Consider the following 14092-nt stretch of genomic DNA (forward strand, 5'->3'; position numbering starts at 1 on the left):
CGCCGGCAGCGGGCACTCCGGTGAAGGCCCGGCATAACCCACGGCCGCAGCCGCACCGCGACACATCCCAACCCATGTCACTCGATCCATCCGCAAGCGCGCTCTCCGGCGAAGCTCTCATCGTCGATACGCCCTTCGGCCGGCTGCGCGGCCTGCTCTCCGGCGGGATCCGGTCATTCAAGGGTGTGCCCTATGCCGCCGCGCCGATCGGTTCCTTGCGCTTCCGTCCGCCGCAGCCGCTTGCGCCCTGGACCGGCCTGCGCGAGGCACTGACCTTCGCGCCGGCAGCGCCGCAGCCAGCCGATCCGGGCTTCTATCCCGGCGATCCCGACGCCATGCCCGCCGTGCCGACGAGCGAGGATTGTCTCTATCTCAACATCTGGTCGCCGGCCGAGGCGGGGCCGCATCCGGTGCTGGTCTGGCTGCATGGCGGCGGCCAGTCTGTCGGGGGGACGAGCCGGCCCGTCTATGACGGAGCGGTCTTTGCCCGAGCCGGCATCACGTGCGTCACGATCGGCCATCGGCTCGGCCTGCTCGGCTTTCTCGAAGGTGGGCGGATCTTCGGCGAGGAATTCCGCGGCAGCGGCAACAATGCCTTGCGGGACATCGTCGCGGCGCTCGTCTGGATCCGGCAGGCCATCGGCGCCTTTGGCGGGGATCCCGGCCGCGTCACGGTCGGAGGCGAGTCGGCCGGGGCCAAGAACGTCGCGGCCCTTCTGGCTGCGCCCTCGGCGGCCGGCCTGTTCCATGCGGCGTTTTCGAGCTCCGGCGGCGGCGACACGGTCCATAGCCGGGAGACGGCGGATGCCGTGGCCGACAGGGTGCTGGCCCTCGCCGGCGGTTGCCTCCGCGACCTCCAGGACATTCCGGCCGCCGGCCTCATTGCCCTGCAAGAGCGATTGAGCAGAAACGAGACCCGGCGCCAGCCCTTTCGCCCCGTAGCCGACGGGACATTCCTGCCCCGGTCGCCGCGGCGGCTCTTGCCCCGCCACCCCGTGCCGCTTCTGATCGGGACGGCGCGCGACGAGGCCGCGCCCTTCCTGGGCGAAGCGACGCATGGAGACGGTCATTCGGCGGAGGACTGGGATGGCCGGCTGCTGGCGCATCTGGGGCCCGAGATCATGGCGGAAGCCGAGAGGCGTGCCTTGCGGATGTGGCCCGGCATGCCAGCAAGCGCGCGGCACCTGAAGCTGCTGACGGCGGAAGAATACGAATTGCCATCGATCCGGCTGGCCGATGCGCATCATGCGGCCGGGCGGCCGACCTGGGTCTATCGCAACGACAGGCCGCTCGCGGCCGGGCCCTTCGCCGGCCAGGCACCCCATGTCGCCGATCTCAGCCTCATCTGGAATCAGCCGGGACCTTACGGCACTGCGGCGGGGCCCGGCGATGGTGGCATGCACGAAATGGTCACGGCTTTCATCCATGCCGGCGGCGTCGCCGCCTGGCCGCCATACGACTTGGGACAGCGGGCGACGCTGGTTTTCGACGTCGACGGCGCCGAACTCCGGACCGATCCGTCCAAGGATGTTCGCCTTGTCTTCGAAGGCCTGTTCGATCGCTAGCGCGATGGATCGCGGCGCGGACCCCGCGATAGCGGGTGCCGGGCACCGCACCCAAGGCAAGAGGCAAACCCGGCTCACATTGCGTTTTGCCGCAGCGCATCGAACGCAACGCCAAGATGGTCCAGGAAGGCCGCACTTGCCGGTGGCAATGTCCGGCCTCTGCGCTTGATCACCGAGATGCTGCGCGCCAGCCGCGGATCGTCGATCGGCGCCGAACGAAGCATCGGCAGCGCTTTGATCTCCATTGCGGTCTCGGGCAGGATCGCGATCCCCATTCCAGCACGGACCATGCCGACGGCCGTGGACATGTAGGTCGCCTCCGCGGCAACCTCCGCCACCAGCCCCTCAGCCGCGACGGCGGCATCGACCACCGCCCGCACACTGGTCGCCCGCGACATCAGGACGAGCGGGTGGCGTGCCACCGCTGCAAGTGAAGGCGAGGTGCCGTCGTCCAGTGTGTGACCCGATGGGAATACGGCATGCATCCGATCGACGCTGCTCAGCATCAGCTCCAGCTCCGCATCCTCGAACGGTCCGCCGGTGATGCCGAGATCGACCTCCTCGGCAAGCGTCAGCGCCGTGACGCCGCTGGCGACGACGTCACGCAGCGCAAAGCCGATCTCGGGATGCTGCGCGCGGAAGCGTGCGATCACATCTGGCAGCAGGCTCGAGGCGAAGGAGGGCAGGACCGCGATGCGAACCATCCCTCCGGCCATGCGCGCGAGCTGCCGGGTTTTGTCGAGCAGCGCCTCGAGTTCGCGCAGGACGCGCTGCAGTTCCGGCAAGAGCTCGCGGCCCAGGCGCGTCAGCGCGACATTGCGCGTGTTCCGGTCGAAGAGCCGCAGGCCGAGCGCTTCCTCCAGCGCCCGGACCTGAACGGTCAGGGCGGGCTGAGAGAGATTGAGCGCCGCCGCGGCGCGGGTGAAGCTGCCATGCTCCGCCACCGCAATGAACGCCCGTAGCTGCCGAACATCGAAATTCATACTGAAACGCTATTACTGAGATAGAATAATTTCAATTGTGCTATGAATTTACGGCGGCATTCTCTGGCAACTGGAGGATGCATGCGACAGGTAAGAATAGGGGCCGGCGCGGGCTATTCGGGCGACAGGATCGAGCCTGCGGTCGAACTCGCGGAGCGCGGCCGGCTCGACTACCTCGTCTTTGAATGTCTGGCGGAGCGCACCATCGCGCTGGCGCAGCAGGCACGGCGGCGTGATCCAGGGCTCGGCTACGATCCGCTGCTGGCGGCACGCATGCGCGCGGTGCTTCCGGCCTGTCGCCGCGCCGGCACTGCCATCATCACCAATATGGGGGCGGCCAACCCGCTGGCGGCGGCCGAGCTTGTCCGTGCGACCGCGCGCGACCTCGGCTTGCGCGGCTACAAGGTGGCGGCCGTGACGGGCGACGACGTCGCGGCTTCGGTCGGCGATGGTCATGGCCGTATATTGGAAGATGGGCGGCCCGCTGCTGCGCTGGGGGCGAGCCTGATCTCGGCCAATGCCTATCTGGGGGCCGAGCCGATCGTACAGGCGCTCGCCGCCGGCGCCGATCTCGTGATCACCGGACGTGCCGCCGATCCTTCGCTTTTCCTCGGGCCGCTGGTGCATGAATTCGGCTGGTCGTTCGAGGATTGGCCGCGGCTCGGCCAGGCGACGCTGATCGGCCATGTGCTGGAATGCGCCGGGCAGGTCACCGGCGGCTATTTCGCGGATCCCGGCTTCAAGACGGTGCCGGGGCTGGCGCGGCTCGGCTTTCCCCTCGCCGAGGTCGGCGAGGACGGCTCGGCCATCATCACCAAGGTCGAGGGCTCGGGCGGCTGCGTGACATCCGCCACCTGCAAGGAGCAGATTCTCTACGAGATTCATGACCCGGCGGCGTATTTCACCCCCGACGTCGTCGCGGACTTCTCGCAGGTTCGTGTCGAACAGGTCGGGCAAGACCGGGTCCGCATCTCCGGAGCGAGCGGCCGCGCGCGGCCCGAAGCGTTGAAGGTCTCGCTCGGCGTCGCAGAAGGCTTCGTGGGCGAAGGTCAGATTTCCTATGCCGGCAGCGGCGCGCGAGACCGCGCGGAACTGGCGGCCGCGATCGTGCGCGAGCGGCTGGAGTTGACGGGGCTCACGGCGCAGGAGTTGCGCTTCGATCTGATCGGCATTGATGCGCTCCACGGCCTCGGACTGCCGGCCGGCGGCGGCGAGCGGGCGGAGCCCTACGAGGTGCGGCTGCGCGTGGTCGGGCGCACGTCCACGATGGATGAAGCGGTGCGCGTCGGCAGCGAGGTGGAGACCCTCTACACCAACGGGCCGGCGGGCGGCGGTGGCGTCACCAAACAGGTCCGCGAGGTTCTCGGAGTGCTCTCGACGCTGCTGCCGCGCGAGCGGGTCCAGCCCTCGATCCATATGTTGGAGAGCTGAAATGAAGCTGCGCGCCATCGCCCATGCTCGCGCCGGCGACAAGGGTGACACCTCCAGCATCTCGCTGATCGCCTATGAGGAGGCGGATTATCCGCGCCTGGTGCGGCACGTCACGGCGGAGCGGGTGGCGACGCATTTCGCTGGCCTCCTTCGCGGCAGCGTCAGCCGCTACGAGATCGCGTCGCTGGGGGCGCTCAACTTCGTGCTTCGGCAGGCGCTGGGCGGTGGGGTGACGCGCTCGCTCGCCCTCGACACCCACGGCAAGTCCCTGAGCTCCGCCCTGCTGGACATCGAAATTCCGGACGACTGATCCCAATCGAACGGCGCAGCAAGACGCCGCCCCGACATGACCGACAAAAGCGGAGGAAAATCCATGAGAACATCGATTTTGCGCATGATCGCCGCAGGTGCGCTGGCCATCGGCCTCACCGGCACCGCGAGTGCCCAGGAATTCCCGTCGAGATCCCTCAAATTCGTCGTGCCCTTCGCGGCCGGCAGCGCGACCGACGCGGTGGCCCGCATCCTCGGCGAGCATGTCTCGAAGAACCTCGGGAAACCGGTGGTTATCGAGAATCTGGCCGGGGCGAGCGGTGTCATCGCCGCGCAGAACGTCGCCCGCGCCGAGCCCGACGGCCACACGGTGCTGATCACCACCAACACCACGCATGGCGCCAATCAGAGCCTGCTCAAGCATGTGCCCTATGACGCCATCAACAGCTTCGAGGCCGTCGGCAAGCTCGGCACGATCACGCTCGCGCTCGCGACCAACCCCGCCGTGCCGGCCAAAACCGTCCAGGAGTTCGTCGCCTATGCCAAGGCCAATCCAGGCAAGCTGACCTTCGGTGCCGGGTCGAGCTCGTCGCGCATCGCCGGCGAGATGCTGAAGTCCCTGGCCGGCCTCGACATCACCTATGTGCCCTATCGCAGCAATCCGCAGGCGATCACCGATCTGCTCGGCGGGCAGATCAACATCGTTTTCGCCGACATCTCGACGACTTTGCCTCAGATCAAAGCGGGCGCGGTCAACGGCCTCGCCGTCTCGACCGCCAGGCGCAGCGTGCTGGCGCCCGATCTGCCGACCATGGCCGAGGGCGGCGTCAAGGGGTACGACCTCGCGGCCTGGTTCGCGGCCTTTGTCCCGGCCAGGACGCCGCGCTCCACCGTCGACAAATTGAATCAGGCGCTGACTGCCGCCGTCAACGATCCGGCGACAAAGGAGCGTTTGCTCGCGGCCGGCGTCGAGCCTGAGACCAGCACGCCAGACGAGCTCAAGGCCTTCGTCGGGACCGAGATCGCCAAATGGGCCGAGATCGTGAAGGCCGCCGGCATCCAGCCGGAATAGAGCCCAACGCAGGCGGCACCTTGCGCCGTCGGCACCCATGTCGAGGAAGTCCCGATGAATGCCGAGCCGGTCGTCGACCACCTCCTGCAGCGCCATGACGCCGTGCTTGACAGGCTGACAGCCTTCCTCAGGCTGCCGAGCGTCAGCACCGATCCTGCTTATGCCGAGGGCATGGCCGCCACCCGCGCCTTTCTGCTCGACTGGTTGGCGGAGATCGGGCTGTCGGATGTGCAACTGCTCGATGGCGGCGGACATCCGGCGGTCTATGGCGCCTGGCTCGGGGCGCCGGGCGCGCCGACCATCATCGTCTACGGCCATTACGACGTGCAGCCGCCCGATCCGCTCGCCCTGTGGCGGACGCCGCCCTTCGAGCCGACGATCCAGGGCGGGCGCCTGCATGCGCGCGGCGCTTCCGACGTCAAGGGCTCGACCACGATCGCGATCGAGACCGTCGCCGGCTTCCTCGCCGTGCACGGAGGCTGCCCCGTCAACATCAAGCTCTTCCTGGAGGGCGAGGAGGAGACCGGCAGCCCAAGCCTCCGCGAAATCGTGCACCGCTACGGGACGCTGCTGCAGGCCGATGCGATGATCTCGGCCGATGGCGGGCGTGCGAGCCCGACGGAACCGACGATCAATGTCGGGGCGCGTGGCCTGGCCAAGCTCGAACTCATCGTGCGCAGCGCGGAGAAGGAGATGCATTCCGGCCGCTATGGCGGAGCCGTGCGCAACGCGCTGCACGAACTCGCCGCGATCATCGCCTCGCTGCACGACGCCAACGGGGCGATCGCCGTCCCCGCCTTGATGGAGGCGCTGCCGCCACCGAGTGCGCAGGACCGCCGCGATGCCGCGGCGTTGCCGTTCGACGAGGCCGCTTTCGTCGCCGATGTCGGCGGGATCGCGGCGGGCGAGCCCGGCTACAGCCTGCGCGAGCGCTTGACGCTGCGCCCGGCGATCGACGTCAACGGCATGTGGGGCGGCTATACCGGCGCCGGCAGCAAGACGGTCATCCCCGATGAAGCGCGCGCCAAGGTCACGATCAGGCTGGCACCCGGACAGGATCCCGAACAGGCCATTCAGGCGCTGCAGGATCATATCCGCTCGGTCGCTCGCCCCGGCGTGCGCATCGCATTCGCCGGCATCGGCGGTGGCTCGCCGGCTTCGACGCTGGCGGGCCACCACCCGCTGGTCCAGGCGGCGACGCGGGTGCTGCAACGGGTCTGGCAACGCGACCCCGTCCATGTGCGTCTCGGCGCGACAGTCCCGATCACCGCGATCTTCAAGGAGCTGCTCGGCATGGACACGCTGATGTTCGGCCTGAACCTGCCAGACGAGGATGTTCACGCACCCAACGAGTTCTTCCATCTCGATTCAATCGCGCTCGGCCTGCGCAGCTGGCCGCTTCTGCTGCAGGAGCTCGCGACATTCGCACCGGCGGAGTTTCGCGCCAAAGGATGAATGGATGGGTGCCCGACTACAAAGGGTTCTAGGTCTGTCGGCACCACATCCAACGCCTGGCCGAGGCCGCGCGAGGGAAAGCGAATTGCGGAGTTTTTCCTACAATCGCGGCAGCACGGCGCGGCGATTTTCGATCAGAAAGCGATTCAAGCCGGCGATGTAAGTCTCTGGCAGGGCGAAATGTTTCGCCCCAGCGATGACCGCTTCCATGTAGCCCGGCTTCGGCTTTCCCGGATCGCCCGAACGGCCGATATAGATCAGCGCGCGCTTGGCGCCGCCGGGCACGATCACCGGCTGATTGATCTTCACATAGAGACCGCTGGCGATGTCCTCGAACTTGTCGAGCGCGCGGATGTCACTGAGCGAGCAATCCCACAGCACGCCATGGACCTCCTCGCGCGGATCGCGGATCGCCGAGGCATAGCCGTCGCGGGTGACGATGAAGCGGTGGCGGGGCAAGCGGGCCGGGCCGAGCGGCCGGGCGTTCGGGCAGCGCCGCGCCATCCCGTCCGGGTCCATGTTGAGGCCGTAGGCGAAGTAGAGGGGCATGAAGCCCTCTAGCCTCACTTCGTCTTGTTGAACAGCTCCCGGCCGATCAGCATCCGCCTGATCTCGCTCGTCCCGGCGCCGATCTCGTAGAGCTTGGCGTCGCGCAGCAGGCGGCCGGTCGGGTAGTCGTTGATGTAGCCATTGCCGCCGAGGAGCTGGATCGCGTCGAGCGCGACCTGCGTCGCCTTCTCGGCCGCGAGCAGAATGGCGCCGGCGGCGTCCTCGCGGGTGGTCTCGCCGCGGTCGCAGGCCTTGGCCACGGCATAGACATAGGCGCGGCAGGAATTCAGCGCGACATACATGTCGGCGACCTTGCCCTGGACAAGCTGGAACTCGCCGATCGACTGGCCGAACTGCTTGCGCTCATGGACATAGGGCATGACCACGTCGAGCGCCGCCTGCATGATGCCGAGCGGGCCGGCCGCCAGCACGACGCGCTCGTAGTCGAGGCCGGACATCAGCACGTTGACGCCGCGCCCGACCTGGCCCAGCACGTTTTCTTCGGGCACCTCGCAATCCTGGAAGACGAGTTCGCAAGTGTCGGAGCCGCGCATGCCGAGCTTGTCGAGCTTCTGGTGGGTCGAGAAACCCTTCATGCCCTTCTCGATCAGGAAGGCGGTGATGCCGCGCGGGCCGGCTTCCGGATCGGTCTTGGCGTAGACGACCAGCGTCTCGGCGATCGGACCGTTGGTGATCCACATCTTGTTGCCGTTGAGGACATAAGCGTCGCCCTTCCTGTCGGCGCGGGTGCGCATCGAGACGACGTCCGAGCCAGAGCCGGGCTCCGACATGGCGAGCGCGCCGACATGTTCGCCGGAGATCAGCTTCGGCAGATATTTCCGCTTCTGCGCCTCGTTGCCGTTGCGGCTGATCTGGTTGACGCAGAGATTCGAGTGGGCGCCGTAGGAGAGGCCGACCGAGGCCGAGGCGCGGCTGACTTCCTCGACCGCGATGCAGTGCTCGAGATAGCCAAGGCCTGAGCCGCCATGCTCCTCATCGACCGTCATGCCGTGCAGGCCGAGCGCGCCCATTTCCGGCCATAGATCGCGCGGGAACTGATTGGTCCTGTCGATCTCCTCGGCGCGCGGTGCGATCTTCTCCTGCGCAAAGGCGTGGACCGTGTCGCGGATCGCATCGGCGGTCTCTCCGAGGTCGAAATTGAACGGGCGCGGCGCGTTGGCGAGCATGGCGGAACCTCCCGGGTCAGACGGTGTTGCGCAGCCTGCACGGGGCCGCTTTGCGGTGAGCTTACAGATCGGAAATGCCGGTGTCAGGCTGAGCAGATCAGAGGGCGGTCTGCGAGGATTCGCACCGGTCGAAACCGCCCGAAAAGGCTGCCCCCTATGCAGCGCCCGGGCTTTACCCGCACTGCCGGTCATCGTAGCCGGCACGCTGGACCATGCCTGCCCGGAGTTTCCCAATGCCCCAACCATCGACTGCCTCGCCTATTTCCAATGGGGCTCTCGTCCTGCGGTATATCGCCTTCCTCGTTGCCGGGGTGATCATCCTCAATGTGGTGGTCATTGCCCTGGAGGACTATTTCAAGGCGGCTCCGGGCAGCATGGGCGCCCTTGGCCTGATCATGGTCTGGAGCGCGGCTTCCTGGATCGGGCAAATTTGGTTCAAGCGTGAGCAGGCCCGTCCGCCGTCTGGCCGGGCCTGGCCCGTCGCGCTTCTGTGCGCGCTTGCGACCTTTGTGGTGCAGGGTGTTTTTGTGCTCGTCATCGCGGGCTTCATGCCCGGCGGCGTCGCGAGCATCGGGGGATACCGCAGCAGCGATCAAGTGATCATTGCTGCGGCGTTTTTTGGGATTTTGGTGCTAGAGTTCCTGGTCATCCGCCTCGCGATCGGCTGGGGCGCGAAGGCCGAGGAAAAGCGGGCACAGCGGCAGGCTGCCAAGGGCAAAGCCTAGACCGGCCTGCGCTCTGACGGAGGCAAGGCGGCGACCTGGCCCTTTGTCTCCGCCCGAGGCTTTCGCTTTCGGTCACCCGAGAAGCGGGGCGACCTGCAGGGAAACGAGCGCCTCGCGGCTTCGGTCATCGATCTGTCGACATCGTCGCTGCCCGCTTGAGGTGGCGCTTTGCGGTTGCGCTGCCGCAGGCAATCGAGAGCTATTGCATATCCTATCCAAGAGGATAGGATAGAGCACATGAGCCACGCCATGGATTCCGACATCATCAACCGCCTGCGCCGCGCGCAGGGCCATCTCGGCACGGTCGTGGGGATGGTCGAGGCGGGCAGGGCGGTTCCTGACGTGGTGCAGCAGCTCCAAGCCGTCGAGAAGGCGCTGGAGAAGGTCAAGTCACTGCTGATCTTCGATCATATCGAGCATCACCTGTTCGACCACGCTCAGGTCGCGACGCCTGAGGCGCGCAAGTCGCTCGACGAGCTCAAGGCCCTCACCAAATATCTCTGACCGTCCGGAGCGAACCGATGCCGGCTGCGAACAGCTTTCCCGCCCAGCACCAGCACGTCTTCCTTGGCAGCGAGCATGAGCGCCACGAGCGGCGGACCTGGTTCGTCGTCGGCCTGACGACCGTGATGATGGTGGCGGAGATCGTCGCCGGCACGGTCTTCGGCTCGATGGCGCTCGTGGCCGATGGCTGGCACATGTCGACCCATGCGGCGGCGCTCGGCATCGCGGCCTTCGCCTATCGCTTCGCGCGGCAGCATGCACATGATCGCCGCTTCAGCTTCGGGACGGGCAAGCTCGGCGATCTCGCCGCCTTCGCCAGCGCCCTGCTGCTGATGTTCATCGCGCTCGCGGTCGCCGGGGAATCGGCACTGCGGCTCTACGCGCCGGTTGCGATCGATTTCACCCAGGCGACCGCGATCGCGGCGCTTGGGCTCGCGGTCAATCTGGCAAGCGCCTGGCTGCTCAGGGACGGGCACGACCATCACCATGGCGACACCGGGCATCACGGCCACGGGCACCACCACCATGATCACGACGATCACCACCACGGCCATCATTCCCATGGCGGCCATGGCGCCGATACCAATCTGCGCGCGGCCTACATGCATGTCATCGCGGATGCCTTCACCTCTGTCCTGGCGATCGCGGCGCTGCTCGGCGGGCGGTATTATGGCTGGGTCTGGCTCGATCCGCTGATCGGGATCGTCGGCGCCGGCGTGATCGCGCATTGGTCCGTCGGGCTGCTGCGTCGTTCCGGGGCCGTGCTGCTCGACACGGTGCCGGATGAGGCGCTGGCGAAGCGCATCGGCCAGCGGCTCGCCGCCGAGGGCGCGGAGGTCGCCGACCTACATCTCTGGCAGGTCGGGCCCGGGCATCGCAGCGCCATCGTCTCGGTCGTGACCGGCCAGCCGAAATCACCCTCGGCCTACAAGGCGCTGCTTGCCGACCTGCCGACGTTGTCGCATGTCACTGTCGAGGTGAATACGCGACCAGCCGCCATGTGAAGCCTTTGCGCGGCAGCGCGGCTTAGTCGCCGATCACGCCGCGGCGCCGCAGCAGGATGAGCGTCAGCAGCGCCGCGAGCATGCAGGCCAGCGACACATAGATCGCGCCGGCCTCGGACTCGACCCAGGGCAGCCCCTTCACATTGATGCCGAACAGGCCGGTGATGAAGGTCGCCGGCAGGAAGAGCGCGGTCAGGATCGACAAGACGTAGAGCTGCCGGTTGGTGCGGTTTGCCGAGCGGGCGGCGATCTCGTCCTGCAGCAGGCGGGCGCGATCTTGCACCGACTGGACGTCGTGATGCAGCGTGTCGACCCGTTGCAGCAGGCGCGCTGCGGTCGCCTTGACGGCATCGGGGGCGCTGCGGCCGGATTGCGTCTCGGCGAAGCGCCGGAACAGGACATGGAGGCCGCTGAGCTGCCGGTGCAGCCGCACGGCGGTGCGGCGGATCGCGCCGACGCGCTGCGGCCCGTCATGCAGCCGGTCCAGCAGGATCTGGTCCTCGACGCTGTCGGTTTCGTCGACGAGGCGCACGACGCTGTCGGTGATGTCGTCGATGATGTATTCGATGATCTGCTCGAAAAGCGCGCTCGGGCTCTCCGCCGGCTCGCCGCGATTCAGCGCCTCCGCCGTCATCCGGATCGAGTGCAGTGCCTCGCGCCGGCCGGTGAGCAGGAAGCTGTCGCCGATGACCCAGCGCAGCGCGCCGACGCTGTCCGACTTGTCGGCGATGCTGCGGATGAGGTCATGCGAGACGCCCCAGGCAAGCTGGGCCGAATGGTCGAGCCGCTGATGCGTTTCCTGCGAGAGGAGGGTTTCCCGCGCCGCGTCCGGCAGCTCCTGCTCGCCGATCCAGCTCTGTGCGCGGGTATGCACGAGGTCGAGATGCAGCCAGACGAAGCCTTCATCCGGGGCGAGGTCGGGCAGGGTGTCGCGCGCGATCAGGCTGGGCCGGCCCTCGGTATCGAAGCGATAGGCCCAGATGACGCCGGTTTGGGATTGCAGATCGGTCGGCATCGTCGTTCGTCTCGATCACGGGTGGCGCTTGTGCGCGCGGCACAGGGCTCCGCCGATATGACAGGAACGTGACGGCCGGCGCCGCTTCAGTTGCGCCGGACGGAACCCGTCGTGCCGACGTCGCGACTATCCGCCGTGCGCGAGGGAATGCGGCCGGGCGGGGCGAATTTCAGCGTGGCGCCGCCAGCCGCCCTGGGTGCGCGCAGCCCTGCCGGCGTCGGGGGCGGCGTGCGTGCCGCGACCTTCGGCTCGCCGCCATGCCATTTGCGCAGGCCGATGTCGAAGCGCCCCTGCCGCCAGGCCTCGAATTCGCGCTCGCTGCCGAAGAAGGCGTTGCGGTCGACATCGCCGGCGATGCCGGGCACGCGGCCGGTGGTGGTGAACTGCCAGAATTCCCAGCGGTCGCGGGCATAGCGCTTCGCCAGCGGCGCGGCGGTCGAGCGCAGCCAGTAGGGATGGTCGTTGAACGCGCCTTCGAGCACGTCCTCGTGAAAATTGATGTCGGTGTAGATGATCGGCTTCTTGCCGGTGTGCTCACGCAGCCCCTTGAGCATGATCTCGATCTTCGCGAGCGCATCCTCGCGCGAGACCCTGCGGGCGCATTGCGAGCCGTTCTGCCATTCGACGTCGAGCACCGGGGGCAATGCGTCGGGGTCGCGCGGAATGTGCTTCTTGATCCAGCGCACCTGTTCGGCGGCCGGGCGACACCACCAGACGAAGTGATAGGCGCTGCGCGGGACACCGTGCTTCTTCGCCTCGGCCCAGTTGCGGCGGAAATTGGGGTCGAGATGGTCGCCGCCTTCCGTCGCCTTGATGAAGGCGAAGCGCGTGCCGGCGCCCTTGACCTTCTCCCAGTCGATCTCGCCCTGCCAGCGCGAGACGTCGATGCCCTGGATGACCTTGCGGCGGGCATCGCGCACGCCGTGATGCGGTGCGCTGTCGCCCTTCTTCGGATAGAGCGCGAAGACGGGCTCGGCCAGACAGGTGAGGGCCGTCAGAAAGGCGAAGGCTCCGAGATAGATCCTGCCGTGGGTCAGCTTGCGCGCCGGCATGTGTTTCTCCTGCATCACAGGTCCAGATGCGGAGAGCGTGGTTAAGCGGCGGTTAGAATTGCCCGGCAATCGCAGGATGTTTTTCAGCTTTGGTTAACCGGCGGGATTCGCGCGGCGTGACAGGGCTGCTGCGTGCTGTTTTTGGGGGAAAAGGCGCGTCATCGCGGGTCAAGCCGGAATGACGGTGCGCCTCTGACGGCGTCCAGCAGCCTCAGTCCGAAATGCTCTGGTCGCCCAGAGGCTGGAAGGCCGAGGCCATCGGCGGTACGCCGCCAGGAATGCGCGCCATCGGCACGTCCTCCGGGTCCTCGTTCGGAAGCGGGGCGGGAGCGGGAGAGAACGGGCCGGGTGCCACGGGCATCGGGGTTGGCGCCGCGGGATGATCCGGCCCGGGACTCGGCTGCGGCGGCACAGGCTTGCGCTTCTCCCAGCGGCGGGTGGCGATGTCGTATTCGCCTTGCAGCCAGCCGATGAACTGCCCTTCGTTGCCAAAGAAGGCGTTGCGGTCGACATCGCCGCGAATGCCCGGGACCTTGGCCGTGGTGGTGAACTGCCAGATCGCCCAGGGACGGTTCTGGTAACGGGTCTCGGGTTTCGCCGCCGTCGAGCGGATCCAGTAGGGGTAGTCGTTGAACTGGCCTTCCAGCACCTCCTTGTGGAAGGTGATGTCGGTGTAGATCACCGGCTTCTTGCCGGTGAGCTGCTCGAGCTCGGTGAGCATGAGCTGGATCTTCTCCAGCGCCAGCTCGCGGCTGACCTTCTGCGGGCAGGTCTTGGAATGGCCGTTCCATTCGACGTCGAGCACCGGCGGCAAGGCGTCGGGATCGTTCGGGATCTGCTGCTTGAACCAGAGCGCCTGCTCATGGGCCGGGCGGCACCAATAGACGAAATGATAGGCGCCGCGGGCGATGCCGGCGCGGCGCGCGCCGTCCCAGTTGCGCTGGAAGGCCGGGTCGATGTGGTCGCCGCCCTCTGTCGCCTTCATGTAGACGAAGCGGATGCCGGAGGCGCGCACCGCAGACCAGTCGATGTCACCCTGCCAGCGCGACACGTCGATGCCGTGGATCGGGTAGCTGTGAGCCTCGACGACGCCGGCATGCGGGCGCCGGTCACCGGCGGTGTCGAGCGCCACGCAGCCGCCAAGGACCGCAACGGCGGCGGCAGCCAGAAGAGGCAGGATGCGGATGCGTGACATGCGGGGAGCGGTATTCTCGGGGATCAGACGAGACACGTTGATGACCGATTTACGTTACCAAAGTTCTGACGCCTGTCAGCCTGGA

General features: G+C 67.3%; 14 protein-coding genes. 8 read left to right on the forward strand and 6 right to left on the reverse strand.

What is annotated here, in order from left to right:
* Positions 1–74 precede the first annotated feature (74 nt).
* A complete protein-coding gene (locus GGC47_RS23120) occupies positions 75–1565 on the forward strand; it encodes a carboxylesterase/lipase family protein (RefSeq protein ID WP_142022624.1) in 1491 nt (496 codons plus the stop codon).
* A 74-nt stretch (positions 1566–1639) separates the two neighbouring features.
* Here the strand turns inward: GGC47_RS23120 and GGC47_RS23125 are convergent, their stop codons facing one another.
* On the reverse strand, positions 1640–2548 hold the full coding sequence (locus GGC47_RS23125) for a LysR family transcriptional regulator (protein WP_142022625.1): 909 nt from the start codon (positions 2546–2548) through the stop codon (positions 1640–1642).
* 81 nt (positions 2549–2629) lie between these two features.
* On the opposite strand from GGC47_RS23125, the gene GGC47_RS23130 reads away from it, so the two are divergent.
* The 4 genes from GGC47_RS23130 (at position 2630) to GGC47_RS23145 (ending at position 6776) form a co-directional block, all read left to right on the forward strand.
* Complete coding sequence (locus tag GGC47_RS23130; protein ID WP_142022626.1) at positions 2630–3979, forward strand: acyclic terpene utilization AtuA family protein; 1350 nt, start codon at positions 2630–2632, stop codon at positions 3977–3979.
* A gap of 1 nt (position 3980) precedes the next feature.
* Positions 3981–4289 (forward strand): AtuA-related protein, encoded by a 309-nt coding sequence (locus tag GGC47_RS23135; protein WP_112763165.1) that lies wholly within the window; start codon positions 3981–3983, stop codon positions 4287–4289.
* Positions 4290–4352: 63 nt separating this feature from the next.
* Entirely contained in the window at positions 4353–5321 is a 969-nt protein-coding gene (locus tag GGC47_RS23140; RefSeq protein WP_142022627.1) for a Bug family tripartite tricarboxylate transporter substrate binding protein, read from the forward strand.
* 54 nt (positions 5322–5375) lie between these two features.
* Positions 5376–6776: a M20/M25/M40 family metallo-hydrolase gene (locus tag GGC47_RS23145; protein WP_142022628.1), complete on the forward strand. Its 1401-nt coding sequence runs from the start codon at positions 5376–5378 to the stop codon at positions 6774–6776.
* 99 nt (positions 6777–6875) lie between these two features.
* Here the strand turns inward: GGC47_RS23145 and GGC47_RS23150 are convergent, their stop codons facing one another.
* Both GGC47_RS23150 and GGC47_RS23155 read right to left on the reverse strand, forming a co-directional pair.
* On the reverse strand, positions 6876–7325 hold the full coding sequence (locus GGC47_RS23150; RefSeq protein WP_142022629.1) for a gamma-glutamylcyclotransferase family protein: 450 nt from the start codon (positions 7323–7325) through the stop codon (positions 6876–6878).
* A gap of 14 nt (positions 7326–7339) precedes the next feature.
* Positions 7340–8512 (reverse strand): isovaleryl-CoA dehydrogenase, encoded by a 1173-nt coding sequence (locus GGC47_RS23155; protein WP_142022630.1) that lies wholly within the window; start codon positions 8510–8512, stop codon positions 7340–7342.
* Positions 8513–8745: 233 nt separating this feature from the next.
* On the opposite strand from GGC47_RS23155, the gene GGC47_RS23160 reads away from it, so the two are divergent.
* The 3 genes from GGC47_RS23160 to dmeF all read left to right on the forward strand — a co-directional run bounded on the left by GGC47_RS23160 (position 8746) and on the right by dmeF (position 10745).
* Positions 8746–9237, forward strand: a complete 492-nt coding sequence (locus tag GGC47_RS23160) for an ABZJ_00895 family protein (RefSeq protein ID WP_370955800.1) — start codon at positions 8746–8748, stop codon at positions 9235–9237.
* Positions 9238–9474: 237 nt separating this feature from the next.
* Positions 9475–9741 (forward strand): metal-sensing transcriptional repressor, encoded by a 267-nt coding sequence (locus GGC47_RS23165; RefSeq protein WP_142022632.1) that lies wholly within the window; start codon positions 9475–9477, stop codon positions 9739–9741.
* Positions 9742–9758: 17 nt separating this feature from the next.
* Positions 9759–10745 carry a CDF family Co(II)/Ni(II) efflux transporter DmeF gene (gene dmeF / locus GGC47_RS23170; RefSeq protein ID WP_142022633.1) on the forward strand — a complete coding sequence of 329 codons (987 nt, stop codon included), beginning with the start codon at positions 9759–9761 and terminating at the stop codon, positions 10743–10745.
* Positions 10746–10767: 22 nt separating this feature from the next.
* On the opposite strand, the gene GGC47_RS23175 is transcribed toward dmeF, so the two are convergent.
* The 3 genes from GGC47_RS23175 to GGC47_RS23185 form a co-directional block, all read right to left on the reverse strand.
* Complete coding sequence (locus GGC47_RS23175; protein WP_142022634.1) at positions 10768–11760, reverse strand: CorA family divalent cation transporter; 993 nt, start codon at positions 11758–11760, stop codon at positions 10768–10770.
* A gap of 86 nt (positions 11761–11846) precedes the next feature.
* On the reverse strand, positions 11847–12812 hold the full coding sequence (locus GGC47_RS23180; protein ID WP_112763173.1) for a glycoside hydrolase family 25 protein: 966 nt from the start codon (positions 12810–12812) through the stop codon (positions 11847–11849).
* A gap of 211 nt (positions 12813–13023) precedes the next feature.
* Complete coding sequence (locus GGC47_RS23185; protein ID WP_112763174.1) at positions 13024–14007, reverse strand: glycoside hydrolase family 25 protein; 984 nt, start codon at positions 14005–14007, stop codon at positions 13024–13026.
* Positions 14008–14092: the final 85 nt, after the last annotated feature.

The sequence above is a fragment of the Allobosea sp. OAE752 genome, assembly GCF_050433265.1.
Lineage (GTDB): Bacteria > Pseudomonadota > Alphaproteobacteria > Rhizobiales > Beijerinckiaceae > Allobosea > Allobosea spartocytisi.

What these genes read in the sequence shown, in the direction of transcription:
- GGC47_RS23120 (WP_142022624.1), top strand. Translation starts at nt 75, where the DNA reads ATGTCACTCGATCCATCCGCAAGCGCGCTCTCCGGCGAAGCTCTCATC.
- GGC47_RS23125 (WP_142022625.1), bottom strand. Translation starts at nt 2,548, where the DNA reads ATGAATTTCGATGTTCGGCAGCTACGGGCGTTCATTGCGGTGGCGGAG.
- GGC47_RS23130 (WP_142022626.1), top strand. Translation starts at nt 2,630, where the DNA reads ATGCGACAGGTAAGAATAGGGGCCGGCGCGGGCTATTCGGGCGACAGG.
- GGC47_RS23135 (WP_112763165.1), top strand. Translation starts at nt 3,981, where the DNA reads ATGAAGCTGCGCGCCATCGCCCATGCTCGCGCCGGCGACAAGGGTGAC.
- GGC47_RS23140 (WP_142022627.1), top strand. Translation starts at nt 4,353, where the DNA reads ATGAGAACATCGATTTTGCGCATGATCGCCGCAGGTGCGCTGGCCATC.
- GGC47_RS23145 (WP_142022628.1), top strand. Translation starts at nt 5,376, where the DNA reads ATGAATGCCGAGCCGGTCGTCGACCACCTCCTGCAGCGCCATGACGCC.
- GGC47_RS23150 (WP_142022629.1), bottom strand. Translation starts at nt 7,325, where the DNA reads ATGCCCCTCTACTTCGCCTACGGCCTCAACATGGACCCGGACGGGATG.
- GGC47_RS23155 (WP_142022630.1), bottom strand. Translation starts at nt 8,512, where the DNA reads ATGCTCGCCAACGCGCCGCGCCCGTTCAATTTCGACCTCGGAGAGACC.
- GGC47_RS23160 (WP_370955800.1), top strand. Translation starts at nt 8,746, where the DNA reads ATGCCCCAACCATCGACTGCCTCGCCTATTTCCAATGGGGCTCTCGTC.
- GGC47_RS23165 (WP_142022632.1), top strand. Translation starts at nt 9,475, where the DNA reads ATGAGCCACGCCATGGATTCCGACATCATCAACCGCCTGCGCCGCGCG.
- dmeF (WP_142022633.1), top strand. Translation starts at nt 9,759, where the DNA reads ATGCCGGCTGCGAACAGCTTTCCCGCCCAGCACCAGCACGTCTTCCTT.
- GGC47_RS23175 (WP_142022634.1), bottom strand. Translation starts at nt 11,760, where the DNA reads ATGCCGACCGATCTGCAATCCCAAACCGGCGTCATCTGGGCCTATCGC.
- GGC47_RS23180 (WP_112763173.1), bottom strand. Translation starts at nt 12,812, where the DNA reads ATGCCGGCGCGCAAGCTGACCCACGGCAGGATCTATCTCGGAGCCTTC.
- GGC47_RS23185 (WP_112763174.1), bottom strand. Translation starts at nt 14,007, where the DNA reads ATGTCACGCATCCGCATCCTGCCTCTTCTGGCTGCCGCCGCCGTTGCG.